We start from the raw sequence: 20741 nt of genomic DNA on the forward strand, positions 1-20741 counted from the left end.
CGTCTTCGTCATGAACGGGGTTGACTCGCCGCGAAGCAAGGGTTAGAGCGCGAAGACCCGCCACACGCGACGAGCGAGCGCGTCAAGCCCTTATCCCCCGGCCGGCGCCCTCCCGTATCTTCTCGGCATGGCAGAGACACAGGACAAGACCGAGTCGCAGTCGTTCATCGAGGAGACGGCCGGAATGCGTGCGTCGTTCTGGTCGTGGATGACGATCGTCGTCGGCGGCCTCGCCGTGATGATCGCGATTCCGCTGATGGGAAGGTGACGACGATGCGACGCGCACTCCGAGACAACGGCCTGACGTTCTTCTTCCTGTTCCTGTTCGTCGCCACCGTCGCGCTGCAGGCGGTCGCGGGGCACGCCTACGAGAACGACGAGCTGGTCAGCCACGGCCTCGCCCCGATCTCGTTCGGCGAGTTCGTGACGTCCTCGACGTTCATGGTCGACCTCTCCGAGAACTGGCAGTCGGAGTTCCTGCAGTTCTTCGTGTTCATCCTCGCCACCGTCTGGCTCGTCCAGCGCGGGTCGCCCGAGTCGAAGAAGCCCGGAGACGAGGGACTGGGATCCGACGAGGACCAGATGATCGCCGAGCACTCGCGCAGGGACTCGCCGGCGTGGGCACGCGTGCGCGGCATCCGGCTGTGGCTCTACTCGGACTCGCTGCTGATCGTGATGGGGCTCGTGTTCCTGCTGTCCTGGTTCGCGCAGTCGCTCGCCGGGCACGCCGTGGCGAACGAGGAGGCGGCGCAGCACGGCGAGCTGCCGATCACGTGGGGGGCATACGTGATGGATCCCGAGTTCTGGAACCGGACGCTGCAGAACTGGCAGTCGGAGTTCCTCGCGGTCGGCTGCATGGTCGCGTTCTCGATCTACCTCCGCCAGCGCGGGTCGGCCGAGTCGAAGCCGGTTGGCACCCCGAACGGGGTCTCGGCCCTCGAGTCGGAGTAGGACCCACACGACGAAGGGCTGGTGCGCGATGCACCGGCCCTCCGTCGTGTGGTGGGTCAGACGCCGAGGAGTTCGCGCAGGCGCGTCGAGAGCTCCTCGCTGGTGTGGATCTCCTGGTCGCAGTTGTCCTGGAGGAGCTTGAGCGCATCCGTGGCGCCCATCGCCGTCACCGGCAGGATGAGGCCCTCGTACGCGGCCATCTCGTAGTGCTCGTTGCCGAGCGCCGCCGACAGCGTGATCTGGTCGCGGAGCTCGGGCGCGCTGCGCTGGATGAGCGACTCCGCATGCTTGCTGATGCCCTTGGTGGCGGGCGACGGGGCCGAGGACTCGGGCACCTCGAGCAGCTGGAACACCTTCTTGAGGTTCTCGATCTGCTCACGGGTCTCGTCGGCGTGGTGGCGGAACAGCTTCTTGATGTCGGCCGTCTGCGCGGCCTCGGCGAGCTCGCCGAGCGCTGCCAGCGAGTCCTCCTCCATCGTCATCGCGACGCGCAGCTTGAAGCGCAGCAGGTCTTCGGGAGTCTCGAGGTGGTTCTGACTCATGGGTCCTCCTTGGCTCGGACGTGATCCGACGGTCGGTCGGTGTCCTCGACGCTAGGCAGGGTGCACGTCCGCCGCGAGGGGATTGCGCGGCCCGCTGTTCGCCGCTAATCCGCGCGTCCCGCTCAGCGGCACCACCCGAGAAGCGCTTCTGTCAAGCCGCTCACCCCGCACCTCCGACCTCCTTACTTTTCCGTCAGGGGAGCCACGCGGAGGGAGTGGATCGATGAGACGGATCCGGACAGCGGCTGCCGCGATGATCGCCGGCGGCGCGCTCGTGCTCGGCGGCTGCGCGGTCGGCACGGGCGGTGCCGACGACGGCGGTGCCCAGTACGATCCCGAGGCCGAGCTGGAGGGCGAGCTCAGCGTGATGGGCTTCGGCGGAGTGGACGAGGTGGCCACAACCCGCATGGATCTCGCCAAGGAGGCGCTCGGCGACGGTGTGGACGTGAAGGTCGCCGACGGCGAGCTCGACCTTCAGCAGTTCCTGTCCGCCGCGGCGACGGGCGACCCGCCCGACCTCATCTACGCGAACCGCGACCAGCTCGGCTCGCTGCCGCGCGCGGCGCCATCCTGCCTCTCGAGCGCTGCATCGAGGGAGAAGGGATCGACACCGGCATGTTCGTCGAGTCGGCGCTGGCGCAGGTCACGCTCGACGGCCAGATCTACGGCATCCCCGAGTTCAACGTCGTCCAGGTCACGATGGCGAACTCCGATCTGCTGGATGCGGCGGGGCTGTCCCTGTCGGATGTCGACGGATCGGACTGGGAGGCGATGACCGCCGCGAACGAGGCGCTGACGAAGTCGGAGGGCGGCAAGCTCGGCGTCATCGGCGTCGACAGCAAGCTGCCGGAGTTCTTCCCGCTCTGGGCGAAGGCGAACGGTGTCGACCTGATCAGCGAGGACGGCCGCACGGCGCAGCTCGACGACCCGAAGGCCGTCGAGGCGCTCGAGTGGGCCGTCGGCATCTACGACGCGCAGGGCGGCTTCGGCGACGTGAAGGCGTTCCGCGATTCGGCCGACTTCTTCGGCGAGGGAAACCAGTTCGCGACCGGTGTGCTCGGCGCGATGCCGATGGAGCAGTGGTACATCAACGTGCTCAACGACGTGTCGCCGGATGCGCCGGTCGCGTTCGACACGGTGAAGGATCGCCAGGGCGAGCCGATCGCATTCGCGTCGGGTTCGGCGTGGGCGATCCCGGCCGGCGCGGCGAACCCGGAGGCCGCGTGCCGCTGGGCCCGGGTGATGACCGCCGTCGACTCGTGGGAGGCGGCGGCCAAGGCGCGTGTGGATCTGCGCAACGAGGAGGGGAAGCCCTTCACCGGCCTGCTGACCGGCAACGCCGAGGCCGACGACCTCATCCAGGGAATGGTCACCTCGGGCGGCGAGCCCTGGGACACCGCGGTCGAGGCGATGTACGAGGCGAACGACCACACGTTCGCCCTGCCGGCGAGCCCCGCCGACGCCGAGTTCGAGACCGCGATGCAGGATGCGGTCAACAGCGTCCTGTCGGGCGAGGCGGAGCCGGCCGACGCGCTGGCACAGGCGCAGGAGACCGCGCAGAAGGCGCTGGATGAGGCGTGGCAGAAGATGGGCGAGGAGGGCGAGTGACCGCGCTCGCGTCGACCGGGGAGGCGAGGGGCGTGTCCTCGCCTCCCCCGGTGCCGCGCCGTCGACGCGGGCGCGTGCGGGAGAACCGCGCTGCGGTGCTCTTCCTCGCCCCGTGGCTCATCGGGTTCGCCGTCTTCACCGCGTGGCCGCTCATCTACAGCGCCTACCTCTCGCTCACCGACTACGACGTGATCAACGACCCGTCGTTCGTCGGCTTCGACAACTACGCCGAGCTGTTCGCCGACCCGAAGATCTCGCTCGCGCTCACGAACACGCTGTTCTTCACCGTGGTGCAGGTGCCGCTGTACGTCGCCGTCTCGCTCGCGCTCGCGCTGCTCCTCGCCCGCGCGGGGCGCGCATCCGGGTTCTTCCGCACGGTCTTCTTCCTGCCGAAGATGACGCCCCCGGTCGCCGTGGGCATCCTGTTCCTGCTGCTCTTCAACGGGCAGAGCGGCCTGATCAACTCGGCCCTCGACACCGTCGGCATCGACGGCCCCTCGTGGACGACCGACCCCGCCTGGGTGAAACCGGGACTCGTGATCATGAGCCTGTGGACCGTCGGATCGTCGGTGCTCATCCTGCTCGCCGCCCTCCGCGGGGTGCCGGAGGAGCTGTACGAGTCGGCCACCCTCGACGGCGCGGGCGCCTGGCGCCGGTTCTTCAGCGTGACGCTGCCGATGATCAGCCCGGCGGTGTTCCTCGTCGTGGTGGTCAACACCATCGCGGGCCTGCAGACCTTCGACGAGGCGTACACGGCCTTCTTCGGGGCCGGGAACACGACCTACGGCAACGACGCGGCGCTGTTCTACGTGATCTACCTGTTCCAGCAGGCGTTCCAGTTCCTCAACATGGGGTACGCCTCCGCCATGGCGTGGCTGCTGTTCCTGGTGATCATGGTCGTCACCGCGATCCAGGCGTTCGTGTCGCGGCGCCTCGTGCACTACGAGGGAGGGTCGGGACGATGAGCGCGATGACCGAGCGGCTCACGGGCGTCGTCGAGGCCCCCGCGGTCGCGCGCCAGGAGGCGCCGCTGCCGTCGCGCGGGCGCCGTCGCAGCGTCGGGCGCATCCTGTCGATCGTCGCGCTCTCGCTGATCGCGGTGATCTTCGTCTACCCGTTCGTGTCGCTCGTGAGCGCGTCGTTCAAGCCGCGCGGCGAGGTCTTCGACAACCGGATCATCCCCGAGACGTTCACGCTGGACAACTACGTGCAGGTCTGGCAGGACGCGCCCCTCGCCGTCTGGCTGCTGAACACGGTGGTCGTCACGGCCCTCGCCGCGGGAGCCGTCACGATCTCGAGCGCGATGGTCGCGTGGGCGTTCGCGTTCTACCGCTTCCGCGGCCGCGGGGCGCTGTTCGCCCTGGTACTCGGGTCGATGATGCTGCCGGGCGCGGTCACGATGATCCCGACCTTCCTGATCTGGAACTCCCTCGGGGCGGTGAACACCCTCACCCCGATGTGGGCGCACAACCTGTTCGGCAGCGCGTTCTACATCTTCCTGCTGCGGCAGTTCATGCTGTCGCTGCCCCGCGATCTGTTCGACGCCGCGCGCGTGGACGGCGCCAACCCGTGGCAGGTGTTCTGGCGCGTCACGCTGCCGCTGACGCGGCCGGCTCTCGCCGTGACCGTCGCGTTCGAGGTGCAGGCGGTGTGGACCGACCTGATGCGGGCGCTGATCTACCTGCGGGACTCGGCGACGTTCACGGTGCCCCGCGGGCTGAAGACGCTCGTCGACAACTTCGGCTTCGGCGGCGAGTGGCACTGGGAGATCCTGATCACCGCCAGCGTCATCACGACGATCCCGATGATCATCCTGTTCTTCGTCGCCCAGAAGCACATCATCGAGGGCGTGGTCGCCGGCGGCGTGAAGGGGTGAGGCGGAGGGCTCAGTCCTCCGGCCCGCGCCCGGCCTCGAAGATGGCACGACGAGACGCCTAGTTTTGCCGGAGTTTTGCACTACCCTTACGCGTAAGGCTTACGCAAAACTAGGATGAAACTATGCAGGCAGACGTCCTTGCCGCAATCGACCGGATTGCCGCCGGCGCGAGAGCGGCCGACATCGAGACCTCGACGATCGACTTCAAGGAGCATGGCCGATCTCGTGACGACCTCCTGAAGACCGCCGCCCGTGCGGCCGCGTGCTTCGCAAACGCGAGTGGCGGCGCCGTAGTAGTGGGCGTCGCCGACAAGGTCGCCGGTCCGGAAGCCTTCACGGGTACCGATCTCGACCCTGACGCCACGCGGCTTCGCATTCATCAGTTGACCGAGCCACCATTGCTCGTCGATGTCGAACGATCAGAAACGGCGCACGGCCCTGTCGTAGTCATCAACGTGCCGCGGAGCCTGCAGGTTCACAGCGCGGACGGGAAGGTACCAACCGAGCGCGTGGGCATGAGCTGCGAGCCCATGACCGCCGACCGGATTGCCGTCGTGCTGGATGAGCGCCGCGGCTTGGACTGGAGCGCGGAGAACAGCGGCATCCCCACTTCTGCGGCGGATGCCGTGGCCCTCAGTAACGCAAGGTCCCTCCTCGCTCAGCTTCCCGACGCCACCCGGCGAGCATTCTCCACTGCGACCGATATAGCACTCCTCCGCGCGCTTGGCGTAGTCACTTCCGAGCAAACGCTGACGCGCGGTGGCGCACTGCTCTTCACTGCGGGCGAGACCCCGGCCGAGCGGATCGCTTATACACACCGACGGACACCCTCCGGAGCGATCACCGTGAACGAAATCCTCGGCGGCCCGCTGCTCACAGCGATACTTCGGACGTTCGAGTATGTAGAGGCGCGCAACGACCGCACGCCGGTTTCCCTACGCGGAGGTCAGCAACTCCATATCGCCGATTTGCCCGAGGGCGCACTCCGTGAGGCAATCGTCAACGCGGCGATGCATCGCGAGTATCGGTCCGGCTCGGGAAGGATCTCGGTCGAGCACACCCAGACCCAGCTGGCGGTGACGTCACCCGGGGGTCTGGTGTCGGGCGTGCGGATCGACAATGTCCTCACGACTTCTTCCCGACCGCGCAATAGTAACCTCGCCGGAGCATTGAGATTTCTTGGATTGGCCGAGACAGCCGGAACCGGCGTCGATCGGATGTACGCGGAGATGGCGCGCGTCGGTCATCAGCCCCCGATCTACACGGCCGACCCGGACCACGTCCGAGTGGCGCTTATGGGTGGCGCACCGAATACTGCGCTGACCAAGTATGTGGCAACCCTGCCTGCTCACGAACGTGACGACGCAGACGCGATGCTTGTCCTCTTGACGTTGCTTGCGAAGCGCACCATCAACGCCACGGAAGCCGCCCCGATCCTGCAGAAACCCACGGTGGATGAGGCCCGTGCCGTCCTGGTCCGCCTTGCAACCAGCGATGTCGCAATGCTTGAGCCGACCCGGGAGAGCGCGCGACGGACAGATCAGGTCTTTCGACTCAGAGAAGATGCGCTAGTCGCGTTGGGTGCGGCGGTTTCTTATCGTCGACGCACGACGGACCAGGTGGACCGCAAGATCATCGACTACGTCAAGGAGACCGGCACCATCAACGGGCGGGTCACCCGACTCCTGCTGGACCTCGATACGGTCCAGGCTTCACGTGTCCTCAGCGATCTCGTTGACCGTAATGTCCTCATGAAGACCTCCGAGGCAACGCGCGGACCTAGCGTGACATACGGCCCCGGCACTTCGTTTCCCTCCCAGAAGCACAAGGAGACGGCCGCTTCGCCGCCGGCAACAGAGGAAGCCACACCACTCCCAAGCGAATGGACCCTGTTCGGCGATCATTGGGAGGGCTGACGAGGGGAACGGCTCAGTCCTCCGGCCCGCGCCCGGCCTCGAACCGCTCTTCGTAGCGGGCGATCGCCTCCTCGAGCAGCTCGGGCGAGAGCGCGGCGAGCGGCTCCACCTCCGTCAGCAGCGGCTCGCAGTCGGAGCCGCGCCCGACGGTGCGCCCGTCGAGCACCCAGGCGTAGCGATCCGGGTTCTTCTCTGCCAGCTCGGCGTACTGGCACACCTGGCGTGCGAGCCAGTCCTCGAGGGGCCGCGTCCACCAGGCCTCGGGGTGGAGCGGGTTGACGGACAGACCGGGCAGGTCGAGCCCGCTCTCGGTGTCGCGGCTCTGCTCGGACGCGTCGTGCCGCGGCCCCTCCGAGTACCGCACGTACGACTGCTCGCGCGAGCGGACGAGCTCCGCCAGCTCGGCGAGGGTCGTCAGCGTGCGCAGATCAGTCGACCTGCTCGGACTGGGTCCGGATGAAGTCACGGTCTTCCTCGCTCAGCGACGCGTCGGAGGGGACATCCGATCCGGTGATCTCGGCGATCTCGGCGCGGACGTCGTCGGAGAGCTCGCCACCGCTGTCGCGGAGCGCGTGCTTGCCCCCGATGGAGAGGCGGGGGTACCACTCGTGGATGTCAGGGAGTTCAGCGTTCATACCGGCGACGCTATGCGCGCGGGCACCGCGGTTCAACGGGTTGACACGCGTCGGTCACGGCCGCAGGACGTCGGCGATCCGCTCCAGCGAGCCGGGGACGAGCGCGTAGTACGCCCACGTGCCGCGCTTGCTGCGCGACAGGAACCCGGCCTCGGTCAGGATCTTCAGGTGGTGCGAGACGGTCGGCTGCGCGAGCCCGACCGGCTCGATCAGGTCGCACACGCAGGCCTCCTCGCCCTCCGAGGCGGCGACGATCGACAGCAGCCGCAGCCGGGCCGGGTCGGCGAGCGCCTTCATCACGCGAGCGAGGTCCTCGGCGTCCGAGGCGCCGAGCGGCTCGCGCACGAGCGGGGCGCAGCAGACGGCCGGCTGGATGACCGGAAGGGCGGTGGGCATACATCGATGCTAGTCGATATTGACGAACTTCGATACATGGGGGCAGACTGTCCATCGACGAACATCGATATCCTTCGATGCGATCCGGTTGGAGACACCATGACCCTGCTCGACCTCATGCCCGCGCCCGTCGCGTCGCGGCCCGACGCGCGGCTCACCGCCCTTCCCGTCGCGATCATCGGCGCCGGTCCGATCGGGCTTGCCGCGGCCGCCCACCTCGCCGAGCGCGAGATCCCCTTCGTGATCTACGAGCGCGGCGATGCGGTCGGCGCGGCGATCCGCGAGTGGGGCCACACGCGACTGTTCTCGCCGTGGGAGCACCTCGTCGACGACGCCGCCGCCCGCCTGCTGACCGGCACCGGCTGGAGCGTGCCCCGCCCCACGCGCGCACCGAGCGGCGCCGAGCTCGTCGCCGACTACCTCGAGCCGCTCGCCGCGCACGAGGCGATCGCACCCCACATCCGCCGCGGCGTGGAGGTGCTCGCGGTGACGCGCGAGGGAATGGACCGCACCCGCACCCGCGGCCGCTCGCAGGCGCCGTTCGCCCTGCGCCTGCGCCTCGCCGACGGCACGGTCGTGGATGAGAGCGCGCGCGCGGTCGTCGACGCGTCGGGCACCTGGGGGCAGGCGAATCCGCTCGGCTCCGGCGGGCTCGACCCGCTCGGCTGGGGCGACGTCGCCGACCGCGTGCTGCCGGCGCTGCCCGACGTGCTCGGCCGCGACCGCGCGCGCGTCGCCGGACGCCACGTCACCGTCGTCGGCGCGGGTCACTCCGCGGCGAACACGCTCATCGCCCTGGCGTCGCTCGCCGTCGACGAGCCGGCCACCCGCATCACCTGGCTCATCCGCAACCCGTCGGCGGCGCGGATCTCGTCGGACGGCGACGAGCTCGAGGGCCGCGGCGCGCTGGGGTCGCGTGTGCAGCGCCTCATCGCGGACGGCCGGATCGAGGTCGTCGACCGCTTCGAGACGCTCCGCGCCGAGCGCACCGCCGACGGCCTGCGCCTGCACGGGCGCCGCGGCGGGGAGGCCGCCGCGCACGACACGGACGTCGTCGTCGTCGCGACCGGCTTCCGGCCCGACCTCGGCATGCTGCGCGAGCTGCGCCTGGAGCTCGACGACATCGTCGAGGCACCCCGGCGCCTCGCGCCCCTGATCGACCCGAACGAGCACTCGTGCGGCACCGTCTCGCCCCACGGCTACCGTGAGCTCGCACATCCCGAGTCGGGGTTCTTCCTCGTCGGGATGAAGAGCTACGGCCGCGCGCCGACCTTCCTGCTGAAGACGGGCTACGAGCAGGTGCGGTCGGTCGTCGCCTGGCTCGCGGGCGACGTCGAGTCGGCGGGCCGCGTGGAGCTCGTGCTCCCCGCGACGGGGGCGTGCTCCACCGACGCCGGCGGCTGCGACGCCCCCGCGGGTGCCGCGACGCCGGCGACGGCGGGGAGCTCCTGCTGCGCGTAGCGACCCGGCCCTCCTGGCGCGGGACGCGCACCTCGGGCCCTCCGGTCATAGACTCGGATCTATGGATGCCACCGGATCGCTCGCGACGATCGCGGATCCGACGCGCGCGCGCATCCTGCGACTGATCCTCGGAGCCCCGGGCGGGCGCGCCCGCGTGGGCGAGCTCGCCGAGGAGCTCGGCCTGCGCCAGCCGACCGTGAGCCACCACATGCGGGCGCTCCGGGACGAGGGGCTCGTCGTGCGGGAGCCGGATGGCCGCCGCGCGTGGTTCTCCGTCGCTCCCGATCACATCGACACCGTCGCCTCCCTCGTCGGCGCAACCCCCGCGCGGGCGACGCCCGACCTCGATCGCATCTCGGCGGATCTCGCGCTGCGCTTCCGCGGCACGTTCAGCCCCGAGACGGTCGAGGCGTACGTGCACGAGAGCCACGACCTGCTCTCGCGCGGCGACGCCCCGCTGAAGCAGCTCGCCTCCCGGACCGCCGCGTTCGCCGCCACGCGACTCGAGGCGCTCGCGCGCGCCCAGGGCGAGCGGCCGGAGAAGCCCGAGGTGCTGTTCGTCTGCGTGCAGAACGCGGGGCGTTCGCAGCTGGCCGCGGCCATCCTGCGCCATCTCGCGGGCGATCGGGTCACCGTGCGGACGGCAGGCTCGATGCCCGCCCCCGAGATGCGGTCGACGATCGCGACGGCGCTGGACGAGATCGGCGTTCCCGTGGGGGGCGAGTTCCCGAAGCCGCTCACCGACGAGGCGGTGCGCGCTGCGGACGTCGTGATCACGATGGGCTGCGGCGACGCCTGCCCGATCTACCCTGGTCGCCGCTACCTCGACTGGGAGCTGGACGACCCGGCGGGCCTTCCGCTCGACGGCGTCCGTCCCATCCGCGACGACATCGAGCGCCGCATCCGCGGCCTGCTCGACGAACTGGTCTGACCCGCCCGCTCAGCGTTCCGTGAGCAGGTCGATGGCTGTCGGCCGCTGCGAGATTCACCCCGGAGGATCCATGCCCCCTGTCCTGACGTCGACCGACGGACGGTTCGCGACCTCGGTGCGCGACGCGCTGCGATCGCCGCGGCTGCTGACGCGCGAGGTGCTGGCCGGGCTCGTCGTGGCTCTCGCGCTCATCCCCGAGGCCATCGCGTTCTCGATCATCGCGGGCGTCGACCCCCGCGTCGGGCTGTTCTCGTCGTTCGTGATGGCGGTCGCCATCGCGTTCCTCGGCGGACGGCCGGCGATGATCTCGGCGGCCACGGGCGCCGTCGCGCTCGTGATCGCGCCCGTGATGCGCGACCACGGCCTCGACTACCTGCTCGCGACCGTCATCCTCGGCGGTGTCATCCAGGTCGCGCTCGGCCTGCTCGGCGTCGCGAAGCTGATGCGGTTCATCCCGCGCAGCGTGATGGTCGGCTTCGTGAACGCGCTCGCCGTCCTGATCTTCCTGTCGCAGCTCGAGCAGCTCGTGGACGTTCCCTGGATGGTCTACCCGCTCGTCATCGCCGGCCTGCTGCTGCTGTGGCTGTTCCCCAAGCTGACCCGGGTGATCCCGGCGCCGCTCGTGGCGATCGTCCTGCTCACGGCGGTCGTGGTGGTGTTCGCGATCGACGTGCCGACCGTCGGCGACCAGGGCGCGCTGCCCGAGAGCCTGCCGTTCCTGCTGATCCCGAACGTGCCGCTCACGCTCGAGACGCTCGGGATCATCGGCCCCTACGCGCTCGCGCTCGCCGCCGTCGGTCTGCTCGAGTCGCTCATGACCGCCAAGCTCGTGGACGACATCACCGACACCCGGTCGTCGAAGACGCGCGAGTCGTGGGGGCAGGGAGTGGCGAACGTCCTGTCGGGCCTGTTCGGCGGCATGGGCGGCTGCGCGATGATCGGCCAGACGATGATCAACGTGAAGGCGTCGGGCGCCCGCACCCGCATCTCGACGTTCCTCGCCGGCGTCTTCCTGCTGATCCTGGTCGTCGTGCTGGGAGACGTCGTCGCGATCATCCCGATGGCGGCGCTCGTCGCCGTGATGATCATGGTGTCGGCCCTGACGTTCGACTGGCACAGCATCCTTCCCTCGACGCTCAAGCGGATGCCCAAGAGCGAGACCGCGGTGATGGTCGCCACGGTCGCGCTGACGGTCATCACCCACAACCTCGCGATCGGCGTGATCCTCGGCGTCGTGGTCGCCGCCGTGCTGTTCGCCCGCCGCGTCGCGCACTTCACGACCGTCGAGCGCACCGTCTCAGCGGACGGAACCGAGGCACGCTACACCGTGGTCGGAGAGCTGTTCTTCGCCTCGTCGAACGACCTCACGACGCAGTTCGAGTACGTCGCAGATCCGCCGCGTGTGGTGATCGACATGACGCGCTCCCACGTCTGGGATGCGTCGTCGGTCGCCGCGCTCGACGCGATCACGACGAAGTACGAGCGCCACGGCGCGACCGTCGAGATCATCGGGATGAACGACGCCACCACGCGCTTCCACGGCCGGCTCTCCGGAGGGCTCGGCGCCGGGCACTGACGGGGCCGCCACGGATCGGGATCCGGCATTGCAGAACCCATAGACGGTGGTCTATGCTTTCAGACATGACCAAGCCCACCGTGCTCTTCGTGTGCGTCCACAACGCCGGGCGCTCGCAGATGGCCGCCGGATACCTCGAGGCCCTCGCGGGCGACCGCGTCGAGGTGCTCTCGGCCGGCTCCGAGCCGAAGGACCAGATCAACCCCGTCGCGGTCGAGGTCATGGCCGAGGAGGGCATCGACATCGCGGGGCGCACCCCGAAGGTGCTCACCGTCGACGCCGTGCGCGAGTCGGATGTCGTCATCACGATGGGCTGCGGCGACGCCTGCCCGATCTTCCCCGGCAAGCGGTACGAGGACTGGCAGCTCGACGACCCGGCCGGCCAGGGCACGGAGGCGGTGCGCGCGATCCGCGACGACATCCGCTCCCGCATCGAGGCGCTGATCGCCGAGATCGCGCCCCAGGCCGCCTGAGACCCGGGTCGGGGCCCGATCCCTGACCCGCCTTTGCGGCCCCGCACGGCAACCGTTTCCCGAGTGGCCGTCCGCTGATCTCCCCCCTTTCATCGGACGACCGCTCGCCGTGCGGGGCCCCTTCTTTCCCTCGCGTCATCCCGGGTCGGTACGATCACGTGCCCCCGTACGAAGGAACCGCGATGGATGCCGCCCCCGAGCCCTGGCAGCCGTGGCGCCTCGCCGCGCTCTCGATCGGCCAGGTCATCAGCTGGGGCATCCTCTTCTACGCGATGATCGTCGCCGCGCCCGTCGTGGCGGAGGACACCGGATGGCCGCTGGCCCTCGTCACCTCGCTGTTCTCGGCGGGCCTGATCGCCTCGGCCCTCGCGGGCGTGCCGGTGGGGCGCCGCCTCGACAAGCACGGCCCGCGCGCGATCATGACGCTCGGCAGCGCTGTCGGTTCGGCGGGCCTCGCGATCGTCGCCCTGGCGCCCGACCCCGTGTGGTTCGGGATCGGATGGCTCGTCGCCGGATCGGCGCAGGCGGCAGTGCTGTATCAGGCCGCGTTCACCGTGCTCGCCCGGCGGTATCGCACCCGGCGGCACGGCGCGATGACGGTGCTGACCCTCGCGGGCGGTCTCGCGTCCACCGTGTTCGCACCGATCGTGGCGGCCCTGCTGACGGCGACCGACTGGCGCACCGCCTTTCTCCTCCTCGCCGCGGTGCTCGCGGTCACGACCATCCCGCTTCACTGGTTCACCCTGGAGCCGATCTGGCAGCCGCTGCCGGCGGCCACGGACGACGACCCGGATCATCGGCTCGGCACCGTCGTGCGCACCCGCCGCTTCCTCGCGCTGACCATCTCGACCGTGCTCGTTGCCGCGTCGCTGTACATGGTGACGCTCGCGATCATCCCGCTGTTCCTGGAGAAGGGGCTCGACTACACCCTGTCGGCGTGGGCGCTCGGACTGCTCGGCGCGGGACAGGTGATCGGGCGCCTGATCTACGTCGCGATCCCGCACACCGCGGCGCCGTGGGTGCCGCTGGCCGCGACCGCCGGGCTGTCGGCCGTCGCCCTGGCGCTGCTCGCGGTGATCCCGGGCCCGGCGTGGCTGCTGATCGCCGTCGCGGTCGCCGCCGGCGCGGTGCGCGGCGCGCAGACGCTCGTGCAGGGATCCGCCGTCGCCGAGCGGTGGGGCACCCGCAGCTACGGCGCGATCAACGGCGTCTTCGCCGCCCCGGTCACGGTCGTCGCCGCACTCGGCCCCGCCCTGGGACCCCTCGCCGCGACGGCCGCCGGCGGATACACGGCGATGGCGCTCGCCGCCGCCGTCGTGGCGCTCTGCGCCGCGGGCGCCGCGCGCCTGTCGTGAGCGCGGGGCGCGAGGCCATCCGCTCCCTGTCAATCCCCTCGCGCCGGTCGCGCGGCCGCGCGAGGCTGGATGCACCGAACGGGAGGAGCATCCAATGAACAGCACACCCGAGAACATCGACCCCACGCGCGACGAGCGCGGCCCCGAGGACGACCTCGTCAGCGAGGACCCCGACCTGAGCACGGGCGAGGACCCCACGGTCGACGAAGGCCCCGCGGCCGAGGCACCGGATGAGGACGGCCTCGCCATGGCGGACGCACCCTCCCGCGACCAGGGCGAGCAGAGCGAGCACCCGTCGCAGGCGGAGGGCGAGGATCCGTCCGACCCCGCCGACGCGAGCGTGCTGCCCGACGAGGGCCACCCGTCTCAGGCCGAGGGCTGAGCACCCCACGAGGAGCGCCCGGCGACCCGCGAGGGACGCCGGGCGCCGTCGCGTCCGTCCGGAGGCGTCACTCGATGCGGTGCTCGCCGATCGCCGAACTCAGCGCCGTGCCGTTGAGCTCGAGGTAGAGCTGCCGCTCGGTGACCGAGACCGTCATGGTGTTGCGGCGTGCAAGCGCCGCGACCGCACCGTCGAGGAAACCCGGATCGAACGTGTACAGGACGATGTCGCCGGCGCGGTGGATGCGCTTCCCGGCCCACGACGCCAGCAGCTTCCCCGGCTCGCGGTGCGTGTACACGACCGTCCGGTCGGCGAGCTTGCTGCCGTAGTGGAGGCGCTCGGCGGCGGGCGCCCCGACCTCGATCCACGCCGTGACGCGGCCGGTGCGGTCGCGCACGAGCACGGCGGGCTCATCCGTCGACGAGATCCCCTCGGTGAACGCGATCCCCTCCTCGAACTCGAGGCGGGAGGCGAGCACGCGCAGGATCATGTTCGCGTCGGTCTCCGACGGGTGCCGCGCGACGCGGAGCGTCTCGTCCTCGTACACACCGCGGTCGACATCCGCCAGCTGCACGTCGAACGTGTGGATCACCGCGGAAAGGGCCATGAGGCACGAGCCTACGCGGCGCGCGGGGCCCTACAGATCGCGATACGTCGTGCGTGCGTAGTCGTGGTACGGCGCCGGCGCGACGGTGGCCCCGATGCGCGTCTGGACGTGCGGCTCGACGTTGCGCTTGGCGGAGTTCGGCTCCTCGCCCCACACGACCTCGACGCGCGCACCATCCGGCACGTCCACATCGACCGACGCGAGCGACAGGTAGAGCTGGTCGTAGGCGACGTAGCCGGCGTCGGTGGAGACCCCCACGCGGCGCCCGTCCTGCTGCACCTCGTCGAACTGGTAGAAGCCGTACCGTGCCTTGGGGAACTCGAGGTACTTGGCCGGCGTGCCCGGAGTCAGCTGCGACTCGACGATCTTCGCGACGTCCGCCGCATCCCAGATCAGCGTGACCTTGCGGCGCGCGGGCGCCTCCGCGATCCGCTCCAGCGCCTCGCGGCCGATGAAGTCGTGGTCGAACTTCACCGAGCGACCGAGCCCCAGGTCGTACGGAGTCAGGAGGAAGCCATCGACCGGTCCGGAGAGCGATCCGCCGATCGATCCCGCGCGGGCCAGGGGCAGCCACTCGCGGTACTCGGCGAACAGCGGGTCGTCGCCGAAGATCGCGGGGAACGGCGTGGGCACCCATCCGGACTCGAGCGGCGTGACCGAGTACGCCTTGGCACCGATCCGCACGATGTCGAACTCGGCGCCCGCGTCGAGCAGCGCCTGGCGCACGGTCTCGCCCTCGGCGTACGGGCCGAAGAACTCGAAGCCGGGCTGGCCGGCCATGCCGTGCCGCAGGCCCTGGACGGTCGTGCCGGCGAACGCGAAGTCGTGGATGTGGAAGAACTTCACGTCGGGCACGGGCCCGCCGAGCAGCTTCTCGAGCACGTCGTGCGCGCGGGGCCCCTGCAGCTCGTAGCGGTAGAAGGTCGGATCGCCCTCGCGCATGTTCGAGTTGCCCTCGAGGCGGTGCTGCACGTCCTTTCCCGCCCGCTCGACGTGGAAGCGCACCCAGTCGATCAGCACGTGGTGGCCGATCAGCACGACGCTCTCGCCCTGCGCGGTCGCGTGATTCAGGTTGAACAGGATGCCGTCGCCGATCACCTTCCCCTCGTGGTTCACCGAGATGAGCTGCTTGGCGACGCCGGGACGGAAGTTCGCGAACGTGTTCACCGCGATGGGGCTGAGCACCTCGGCGATGTCGGCGCCCGTGAGGAACAGCTGGGTCATGTGGTGCGACTGATCCATGAGCGCGACCGTCTCGTTCCACGACCGCGACTCGGAGCGCCAGTTCGTGAACTCCGGATGCACGGGGAAGGTGAAGGCCGGGTAGTCGACGTCGCGCAGCAGCTGCACGGGGTCTCCCACACGGGCGAGCGCCTGGGCGAGGGTCTCTGACATCTCGATCTCCTTCGATCGGGGGCGGGTGCCGGAAGCCTAGAAACGATGCCCGACGGCCGGATAGATTGCTTTCCGTTGAAAGGGAGGACGGATGTCCCGCGCGTCGAACGGCACGTCGGCGCTCACGCGCGTCCTGGCGGTGCTCGACGCGTTCGGGGCCGATCAGCCCTTCCTGACGCTCACGCAGATCCACCGCCGCTCCGGCATCCCCGTCTCCTCCGTGCATCGCATCGTCGCCGAGCTCGTCGACCACGGCCTGCTCGAGCCGGCCGCCGGTCGGACCTACCGGCTCGGCAACCGGCTGTGGGAGATCGGCAGCAAGACGCCCGGCGCACTCGGCCTGCGCGAGATCGCCGAGCCCTACCTCCGGCGGCTGCACGACGTCATCGGCCAGCACGTGCAGCTGAGTGTGCGCATCGACACCGACGTGCTCATCCTCGAGCGGATCTCGGCCCCGGACGCCGTGATCAACGGATCCATCGTCGGCGGCCGCATCCCCATCCAGCACTCCTCGAGCGGGCTGGTCTTCCTCGCGTTCGGCGAGCCGGGCCTTCTCGACGCCGTGATAGCGCAGGGGATCCGGCCCCTGACCACCGCGGGCCCGGCGACGGCCGACGCCCTGCGTGCCGCGGTCGACGCCACCCTCGCGCGTGGCTACGCGGTCACCGACGGCTGGATCCATCCCGCCTCGCGCGGGCTGGCGGTGCCGGTGCGCGGATCGGAGGACGTCGTCGTCGGCGCGCTCGGGGCGGTGATCCCCAACGACGGCAAGTCGGTGCATCGCACGGCGGAGCTGCTGCGGGAGACGGCGCACCGGATCGGCGACGCCCTCCTGCGGGCGTACCTGCCGGCGAGCCACCCGCGCGCGCTGCCGGGCGGCAACCTCCGCGCGCTGGTCTCGTCCTCCCCCGACTCGATGCGCTTCCTCGAACGGCGCACTCGGTAGGCGCCCGCCCGAGACACCCGCGGTCTATCCCCGCGTCGCGCGGTGCCGCTACCGTGGCGGCCATGTGGAATCAGCAGATCGATCCCCTCGGCGCGATCGCGCTGTCCGCGCTGACGGCCGCCGTGCCGATCCTGGTCTTCCTGTTGTGCCTCGTCGTCTTCAAGATGAAGGGCGTCACGGCCGGGATCATCGCGACCGTGCTGCAGATCGCGATCGCCGCGTGGCCGTTCGGGATGCCGCTCGGATCGATCGCCGGCGCCTCGCTGTCGGGCATCCTGACCTCACTGTGGCCGATCGCCTACATCATCGTGATGGCCGTCTGGCTGTACCGGCTCACCGTCGCGAGCGGACGGTTCGATGTGATCCGGGCCAGCATCGCGGGCGTCTCGCCCGACCAGCGCGTGCAGGTGCTGCTGATCAGCTTCGCGTTCGGCGCCTTCCTGGAGGGCGCCGCCGGCTTCGGCGTCCCCATCGCGATCTGCGCCGCCCTGCTTGTGCAGCTGGGCTTCGGCCCGGTGAAGGCGGCGATGCTGTCGCTCGTCGCGAACGTCGCCGCCGGCGCATACGGGGCCATCGGCATCCCCGTGATCGTCGGCGCGCAGGTCGGCGGCGTCGAGCTCGCCGACCTGTCGCTGCAGATGGTGATCGTGCTGCAGCTGCTGGCGCTCGTGACCCCGTTCCTGCTGGTGCTGATCCTCGACGGCTGGCGCGGCATCCGCGAGACCCTGCCGATGACGGCCGCGGTCAGCGTCGCCTTCAGCGCCAGCCAGGCGGCGGTGCTGATCTTCCTCGGCCCGGACCTCGCCGACGTCGTCCCGGGCCTGCTGACGATGGTCGTGGTGTTCGCCGTCGGACGCGCCTGGACGCCGCGGCGGATCTACCGGGAGGACGGCGCTCCCGATCCGGGCCGCGCGTCGCAGAGCTTCGGCGACGTGGTCGTCGCGTGGAGCCCGTTCTACATCCTGACTGCGGTGGTGTGCGTGTGGAGCCTGCCGTGGTTCAAGTCGCTCTTCGCGGTCGACGGTCCGCTGTCGGGGCTCGTCGCGCGGGTGCCGATCCCCGGGGTGACCGGCGTGATCGTGCCCTTCGGCAAGGACGAGCCGGTGGCGACCGTCTGGGAGTGGACGCCCGTGAACGCCACGGGCACGGCCATCCTGATCGCCGTCGTCATCACGTTCTTCACCACGCCGCAGCTGCGCTCGGGCGACCTCTGGCGCGAGCTGCGCGAGACGCTGCGCGCGCTCTGGCAGCCGATCGTGCTGATCACCCTGGTGCTGATCGTCGCGAACGTCGCGAACCACTCGGGCGGCTCGACGAGCATCGGCACGGCGATCGCGGGGCTGGGGGCGGTCTTCCCGCTGCTCGCGCCGGTGATCGGCTGGTTCGGCGTCTTCATCACCGGATCGGTCGTGAACAACAACACCCTGTTCGCGGGCCTGCAGACGGTCACCGCGAACCAGATCGGGGTCGACCCGACGCTGCTCGTCGCGGCGAACACCTCGGGCGGCGCGGTCGCGAAGCTCGTGTCGCCCCAGTCGATCGCGATCGCCGCCGGCGCCGTCGGGCTGACCGGCCGGGAGGGCGAGATCCTGCGGGCGGTGATCGGCTGGAGCCTGGCGATGCTCGGCGTCGTGTGCGTGTGGGTGATGCTGCTGTCGCTCGTGATGCCCTACCCGGGTTGACACGCTCGTCCCCTCCGAACGGACGACTGACCAACGGGCATCCGTGCCCCTAGTCTGAGCGCCATGAGCCAGCCCACCGCAGGGATGCCGCTTCGCGACCACCGGATCCATCGCTACGTCAACGCGTTCTGCCCGCGCTGCCACGAGGAGGATCCGGATCGCCCGCTCGCCGAGGTGCAGCGGCTGTCCGGCTGGCTCGCCGACCGCGACGGCACGATCTGGCTCGAGCGCGGCTGCCCCGAGCACGGCCTGGTGCGGACGATGTACGACGAGTCGGCCGACATCCTGCGGTACCTCGAGGAGTGGACCGCCCCCACGAAGATGCACACGCCCGATGTGATCGGCAACTTCAAGCCGGTGCCGTCGGCGTACGAGGACGGCCTGCCGCAGATGCAGACGCAGCACACCTGCATCCTGCTCGAGGACATCACCGACCACTGCAACCTGCGCTGCCCCACGTGCTTCGCCGAGTCGAGCCCCGCGGCGAGCGCGGTCGCTCCCCTGGCCGAGGTGCTGGCATCGGTCGACGCCCGCCTCGCGCGCGAGAACGGCCGCATCGACGTGCTGATGCTCTCGGGCGGCGAGCCGACGCTGTACCCGTGGCTCGAGCAGCTGCTCGAGCATCTCGTGGCCCGCCCCGTGGTGCGCATCCTGATCAACTCCAACGGGCTGCGGATCGCGCAGGACGACGCCTTCGTCGAGGTGCTGAAGAAGCACCGGCAGCGCGTGGAGATCTACCTTCAGTACGACGGCGAGTCGAAGGAGGCGTCGGCGTACCACCGCGGAGCGGACATCCGGCGGTTCAAGGAGCGGGCGCTCGAGCGGCTGTCCGCCGCCGGAGTCTTCACGACGCTCACCATGACCGCGGCGCTCGGCGTGAACGACGACGAGATCGGGGATGTGATCCGCCGCGCGATGGACACGCCCTTCGTGGGCGGCGTGACCATCCAGCCGGTGTTCGGATCGGGCCGCTCGGCCGGGATCGATCCGGATGACCGGCTGACGCACACCGGTGTGCTGGCGCGGCTGGGGCCGCAGACCGGCGACACCGTCACGTGGCGCGACCTCACCGCCCTCCCGTGCAGCCATCCCCACTGCTGCTCGGTCGGCTACCTGCTCAAGGACGATGCCGGCGAGTGGAAGTCGCTCGTCGGGCTGATCGGCCACGACCGGCTCAAGGAGTTCCTCGAGCTCGAGCCGGATCTCCTCGCCAACCGGATCGCCGACTCGGGTGTGAACAAGAAGATCCGCGAGGTCGTGAAGACGTCGCTGCTCGATCTGCTGAGCGAGCAGTCGTCGCTGTCGCACCCGTCGATGGTCGACATCTGGCGCGACATCTGCGCGAGCTGCGACCTCGGCATCGGCACGCTCGCCACCCTCGCCGCGTCGCAGCTTCCCGGCCAGCATCAACGGCTTCGTCGGATGATGGGCGAGCGCGTGAAGCGGATCACCATCAAGCCGTTCATGGACATCAACACGATGATCGAGGAGCGTCTCACCCAGTGCTGCGTGCACGTCGCCACCGTCAACGAGACCACCGACGCGCACCAGTGCGCGCCCTTCTGCGCGGTGCAGGCGTGGGCGCCGCTCGGCCGCACCCGACTGTCGACGGCGACCGGATCGCGCGAGCGCGCCGCGCGGATGAGCGAGGTCCGCGAGACCGGCGGGCGGGCGCAGCTTCCGGTGGTGGCGTCATGACCGCGTACGAGGGGCTCAATCGCTACGACGCGAGCGTCGGCGATCCGGTGCCCGCATTCGATCCGCTCAAGCTCTGCGTCTTCACGACCGTCGCGCTCATCACCTGCGTGTTCGGCCCCGTCGCGCTGCTCGTGTTCAGCGGCGTCGCGATCGCCGGCTACGCGCGGGCGCGGCGCGCGGGGCTGCTGCGATCGAAGTGCTGCCTCGGCGACACCCGCGTTGTGCTGCTGTACCTGTCGGTGATCGCGGTGCTGTCGGCGGCGGCGATCCCGTTCTGGGTGCTGCTGTGGATCAGGGTCTTCGGCGGCTGA

22 protein-coding genes are annotated in these 20741 nt (G+C 70.1%); 16 read left to right on the plus strand and 6 right to left on the minus strand.

Annotated features, from left to right (window positions below; all coding sequences use genetic code 11):
* Window positions 1-127 precede the first annotated feature (127 nt).
* Together ABD161_RS11940 and ABD161_RS11945 are read left to right on the plus strand one after the other, a co-directional pair.
* Complete coding sequence (locus tag ABD161_RS11940) at window positions 128-268, plus strand: hypothetical protein (protein ID WP_167760738.1); 141 nt, start codon at window positions 128-130, stop codon at window positions 266-268.
* 5 nt (window positions 269-273) lie between these two features.
* Complete coding sequence (locus tag ABD161_RS11945; protein WP_344003129.1) at window positions 274-951, plus strand: DUF6766 family protein; 678 nt, start codon at window positions 274-276, stop codon at window positions 949-951.
* A gap of 56 nt (window positions 952-1007) precedes the next feature.
* On the opposite strand, the gene ABD161_RS11950 is transcribed toward ABD161_RS11945, so the two are convergent.
* Window positions 1008-1493 (minus strand): YciE/YciF ferroxidase family protein, encoded by a 486-nt coding sequence (locus ABD161_RS11950; protein WP_344003132.1) that lies wholly within the window; start codon window positions 1491-1493, stop codon window positions 1008-1010.
* A gap of 615 nt (window positions 1494-2108) precedes the next feature.
* On the opposite strand from ABD161_RS11950, the gene ABD161_RS11955 reads away from it, so the two are divergent.
* From ABD161_RS11955 to ABD161_RS11970, 4 genes are all read left to right on the plus strand, one after another.
* A complete protein-coding gene (locus ABD161_RS11955) occupies window positions 2109-3101 on the plus strand; it encodes a type 2 periplasmic-binding domain-containing protein (RefSeq protein WP_344003135.1) in 993 nt (330 codons plus the stop codon).
* 32 nt (window positions 3102-3133) lie between these two features.
* Window positions 3134-4066 (plus strand): carbohydrate ABC transporter permease, encoded by a 933-nt coding sequence (locus ABD161_RS11960; RefSeq protein WP_344003138.1) that lies wholly within the window; start codon window positions 3134-3136, stop codon window positions 4064-4066.
* Window positions 4063-4977 carry a carbohydrate ABC transporter permease gene (locus ABD161_RS11965; RefSeq protein ID WP_344003141.1) on the plus strand — a complete coding sequence of 305 codons (915 nt, stop codon included), beginning with the start codon at window positions 4063-4065 and terminating at the stop codon, window positions 4975-4977. The genes ABD161_RS11960 and ABD161_RS11965 overlap by 4 nt, the downstream gene beginning before the upstream one ends.
* Before the next feature lie 122 nt (window positions 4978-5099).
* Entirely contained in the window at window positions 5100-6893 is a 1794-nt protein-coding gene (locus ABD161_RS11970) for an ATP-binding protein (RefSeq protein WP_344003144.1), read from the plus strand.
* Window positions 6894-6906: 13 nt separating this feature from the next.
* Here the strand turns inward: ABD161_RS11970 and ABD161_RS11975 are convergent, their stop codons facing one another.
* From ABD161_RS11975 to ABD161_RS11985, 3 genes are read right to left on the minus strand one after another with little or no spacing between them, the layout of a single operon-like run.
* A complete protein-coding gene (locus ABD161_RS11975; protein WP_344003147.1) occupies window positions 6907-7359 on the minus strand; it encodes a DUF6098 family protein in 453 nt (150 codons plus the stop codon).
* Window positions 7322-7528, minus strand: a complete 207-nt coding sequence (locus ABD161_RS11980) for a hypothetical protein (RefSeq protein ID WP_135114357.1) — start codon at window positions 7526-7528, stop codon at window positions 7322-7324. Before ABD161_RS11980 ends, ABD161_RS11975 begins: the two co-directional genes overlap by 38 nt.
* A 54-nt stretch (window positions 7529-7582) precedes the next feature.
* Window positions 7583-7924 carry a metalloregulator ArsR/SmtB family transcription factor gene (locus ABD161_RS11985; RefSeq protein ID WP_344003151.1) on the minus strand — a complete coding sequence of 114 codons (342 nt, stop codon included), beginning with the start codon at window positions 7922-7924 and terminating at the stop codon, window positions 7583-7585.
* A gap of 99 nt (window positions 7925-8023) precedes the next feature.
* On the opposite strand from ABD161_RS11985, the gene ABD161_RS11990 reads away from it, so the two are divergent.
* The 6 genes from ABD161_RS11990 (at window position 8024) to ABD161_RS12015 (ending at window position 14102) form a co-directional block, all read left to right on the plus strand.
* Window positions 8024-9385, plus strand: coding sequence for an NAD(P)-binding domain-containing protein (locus ABD161_RS11990; protein ID WP_344003154.1), 1362 nt, complete (start codon window positions 8024-8026; stop codon window positions 9383-9385).
* A gap of 61 nt (window positions 9386-9446) precedes the next feature.
* On the plus strand, window positions 9447-10316 hold the full coding sequence (locus ABD161_RS11995; RefSeq protein ID WP_344003157.1) for a metalloregulator ArsR/SmtB family transcription factor: 870 nt from the start codon (window positions 9447-9449) through the stop codon (window positions 10314-10316).
* Between the two features lie 70 nt (window positions 10317-10386).
* The gene (locus ABD161_RS12000; RefSeq protein ID WP_344003161.1) at window positions 10387-11892 is read left to right on the plus strand and encodes a SulP family inorganic anion transporter; all 1506 of its coding nucleotides are present in this window, start codon (window positions 10387-10389) and stop codon (window positions 11890-11892) included.
* 65 nt (window positions 11893-11957) lie between these two features.
* Window positions 11958-12365 (plus strand): arsenate reductase ArsC, encoded by a 408-nt coding sequence (locus ABD161_RS12005; protein WP_344003164.1) that lies wholly within the window; start codon window positions 11958-11960, stop codon window positions 12363-12365.
* Window positions 12366-12547: 182 nt separating this feature from the next.
* Window positions 12548-13720: an MFS transporter gene (locus ABD161_RS12010; protein ID WP_344003167.1), complete on the plus strand. Its 1173-nt coding sequence runs from the start codon at window positions 12548-12550 to the stop codon at window positions 13718-13720.
* Between the two features lie 94 nt (window positions 13721-13814).
* On the plus strand, window positions 13815-14102 hold the full coding sequence (locus ABD161_RS12015; protein ID WP_135114350.1) for a hypothetical protein: 288 nt from the start codon (window positions 13815-13817) through the stop codon (window positions 14100-14102).
* A gap of 67 nt (window positions 14103-14169) precedes the next feature.
* On the opposite strand, the gene ABD161_RS12020 is transcribed toward ABD161_RS12015, so the two are convergent.
* Together ABD161_RS12020 and ABD161_RS12025 are read right to left on the minus strand one after the other, a co-directional pair.
* Window positions 14170-14709, minus strand: coding sequence for a YaeQ family protein (locus tag ABD161_RS12020; protein ID WP_344003170.1), 540 nt, complete (start codon window positions 14707-14709; stop codon window positions 14170-14172).
* Between the two features lie 30 nt (window positions 14710-14739).
* A complete protein-coding gene (locus ABD161_RS12025; protein WP_344003173.1) occupies window positions 14740-16104 on the minus strand; it encodes an aminomethyl transferase family protein in 1365 nt (454 codons plus the stop codon).
* 91 nt (window positions 16105-16195) lie between these two features.
* Between ABD161_RS12025 and ABD161_RS12030 the strand changes: the two genes are divergently transcribed.
* The 4 genes from ABD161_RS12030 to ABD161_RS12045 all read left to right on the plus strand — a co-directional run bounded on the left by ABD161_RS12030 (window position 16196) and on the right by ABD161_RS12045 (window position 20741).
* Window positions 16196-17050 (plus strand): IclR family transcriptional regulator, encoded by an 855-nt coding sequence (locus tag ABD161_RS12030; RefSeq protein ID WP_344003176.1) that lies wholly within the window; start codon window positions 16196-16198, stop codon window positions 17048-17050.
* A gap of 62 nt (window positions 17051-17112) precedes the next feature.
* On the plus strand, window positions 17113-18732 hold the full coding sequence (locus tag ABD161_RS12035) for an L-lactate permease (protein WP_344003179.1): 1620 nt from the start codon (window positions 17113-17115) through the stop codon (window positions 18730-18732).
* A gap of 63 nt (window positions 18733-18795) precedes the next feature.
* On the plus strand, window positions 18796-20430 hold the full coding sequence (locus ABD161_RS12040) for a radical SAM protein (RefSeq protein ID WP_344003182.1): 1635 nt from the start codon (window positions 18796-18798) through the stop codon (window positions 20428-20430).
* Complete coding sequence (locus ABD161_RS12045) at window positions 20427-20741, plus strand: hypothetical protein (protein ID WP_344003185.1); 315 nt, start codon at window positions 20427-20429, stop codon at window positions 20739-20741. The genes ABD161_RS12040 and ABD161_RS12045 overlap by 4 nt, the downstream gene beginning before the upstream one ends.

It is taken from the genome of Microbacterium paludicola (assembly GCF_039529675.1).
GTDB classification, from domain to species: Bacteria; Actinomycetota; Actinomycetes; order Actinomycetales; family Microbacteriaceae; genus Microbacterium; species Microbacterium paludicola.

Coding starts and splice junctions, on each gene's coding strand:
- ABD161_RS11940 (WP_167760738.1), top strand. CDS start 128: ATGGCAGAGACACAGGACAAGACCGAGTCGCAGTCGTTCATCGAGGAG.
- ABD161_RS11945 (WP_344003129.1), top strand. CDS start 274: ATGCGACGCGCACTCCGAGACAACGGCCTGACGTTCTTCTTCCTGTTC.
- ABD161_RS11950 (WP_344003132.1), bottom strand. CDS start 1,493: ATGAGTCAGAACCACCTCGAGACTCCCGAAGACCTGCTGCGCTTCAAG.
- ABD161_RS11955 (WP_344003135.1), top strand. CDS start 2,109: ATGTTCGTCGAGTCGGCGCTGGCGCAGGTCACGCTCGACGGCCAGATC.
- ABD161_RS11965 (WP_344003141.1), top strand. CDS start 4,063: ATGAGCGCGATGACCGAGCGGCTCACGGGCGTCGTCGAGGCCCCCGCG.
- ABD161_RS11970 (WP_344003144.1), top strand. CDS start 5,100: ATGCAGGCAGACGTCCTTGCCGCAATCGACCGGATTGCCGCCGGCGCG.
- ABD161_RS11980 (WP_135114357.1), bottom strand. CDS start 7,528: ATGAACGCTGAACTCCCTGACATCCACGAGTGGTACCCCCGCCTCTCC.
- ABD161_RS11985 (WP_344003151.1), bottom strand. CDS start 7,924: ATGCCCACCGCCCTTCCGGTCATCCAGCCGGCCGTCTGCTGCGCCCCG.
- ABD161_RS11990 (WP_344003154.1), top strand. CDS start 8,024: ATGACCCTGCTCGACCTCATGCCCGCGCCCGTCGCGTCGCGGCCCGAC.
- ABD161_RS11995 (WP_344003157.1), top strand. CDS start 9,447: ATGGATGCCACCGGATCGCTCGCGACGATCGCGGATCCGACGCGCGCG.
- ABD161_RS12000 (WP_344003161.1), top strand. CDS start 10,387: ATGCCCCCTGTCCTGACGTCGACCGACGGACGGTTCGCGACCTCGGTG.
- ABD161_RS12005 (WP_344003164.1), top strand. CDS start 11,958: ATGACCAAGCCCACCGTGCTCTTCGTGTGCGTCCACAACGCCGGGCGC.
- ABD161_RS12010 (WP_344003167.1), top strand. CDS start 12,548: ATGGATGCCGCCCCCGAGCCCTGGCAGCCGTGGCGCCTCGCCGCGCTC.
- ABD161_RS12015 (WP_135114350.1), top strand. CDS start 13,815: ATGAACAGCACACCCGAGAACATCGACCCCACGCGCGACGAGCGCGGC.
- ABD161_RS12020 (WP_344003170.1), bottom strand. CDS start 14,709: ATGGCCCTTTCCGCGGTGATCCACACGTTCGACGTGCAGCTGGCGGAT.
- ABD161_RS12025 (WP_344003173.1), bottom strand. CDS start 16,104: ATGTCAGAGACCCTCGCCCAGGCGCTCGCCCGTGTGGGAGACCCCGTG.
- ABD161_RS12030 (WP_344003176.1), top strand. CDS start 16,196: ATGTCCCGCGCGTCGAACGGCACGTCGGCGCTCACGCGCGTCCTGGCG.
- ABD161_RS12035 (WP_344003179.1), top strand. CDS start 17,113: ATGTGGAATCAGCAGATCGATCCCCTCGGCGCGATCGCGCTGTCCGCG.
- ABD161_RS12040 (WP_344003182.1), top strand. CDS start 18,796: ATGAGCCAGCCCACCGCAGGGATGCCGCTTCGCGACCACCGGATCCAT.
- ABD161_RS12045 (WP_344003185.1), top strand. CDS start 20,427: ATGACCGCGTACGAGGGGCTCAATCGCTACGACGCGAGCGTCGGCGAT.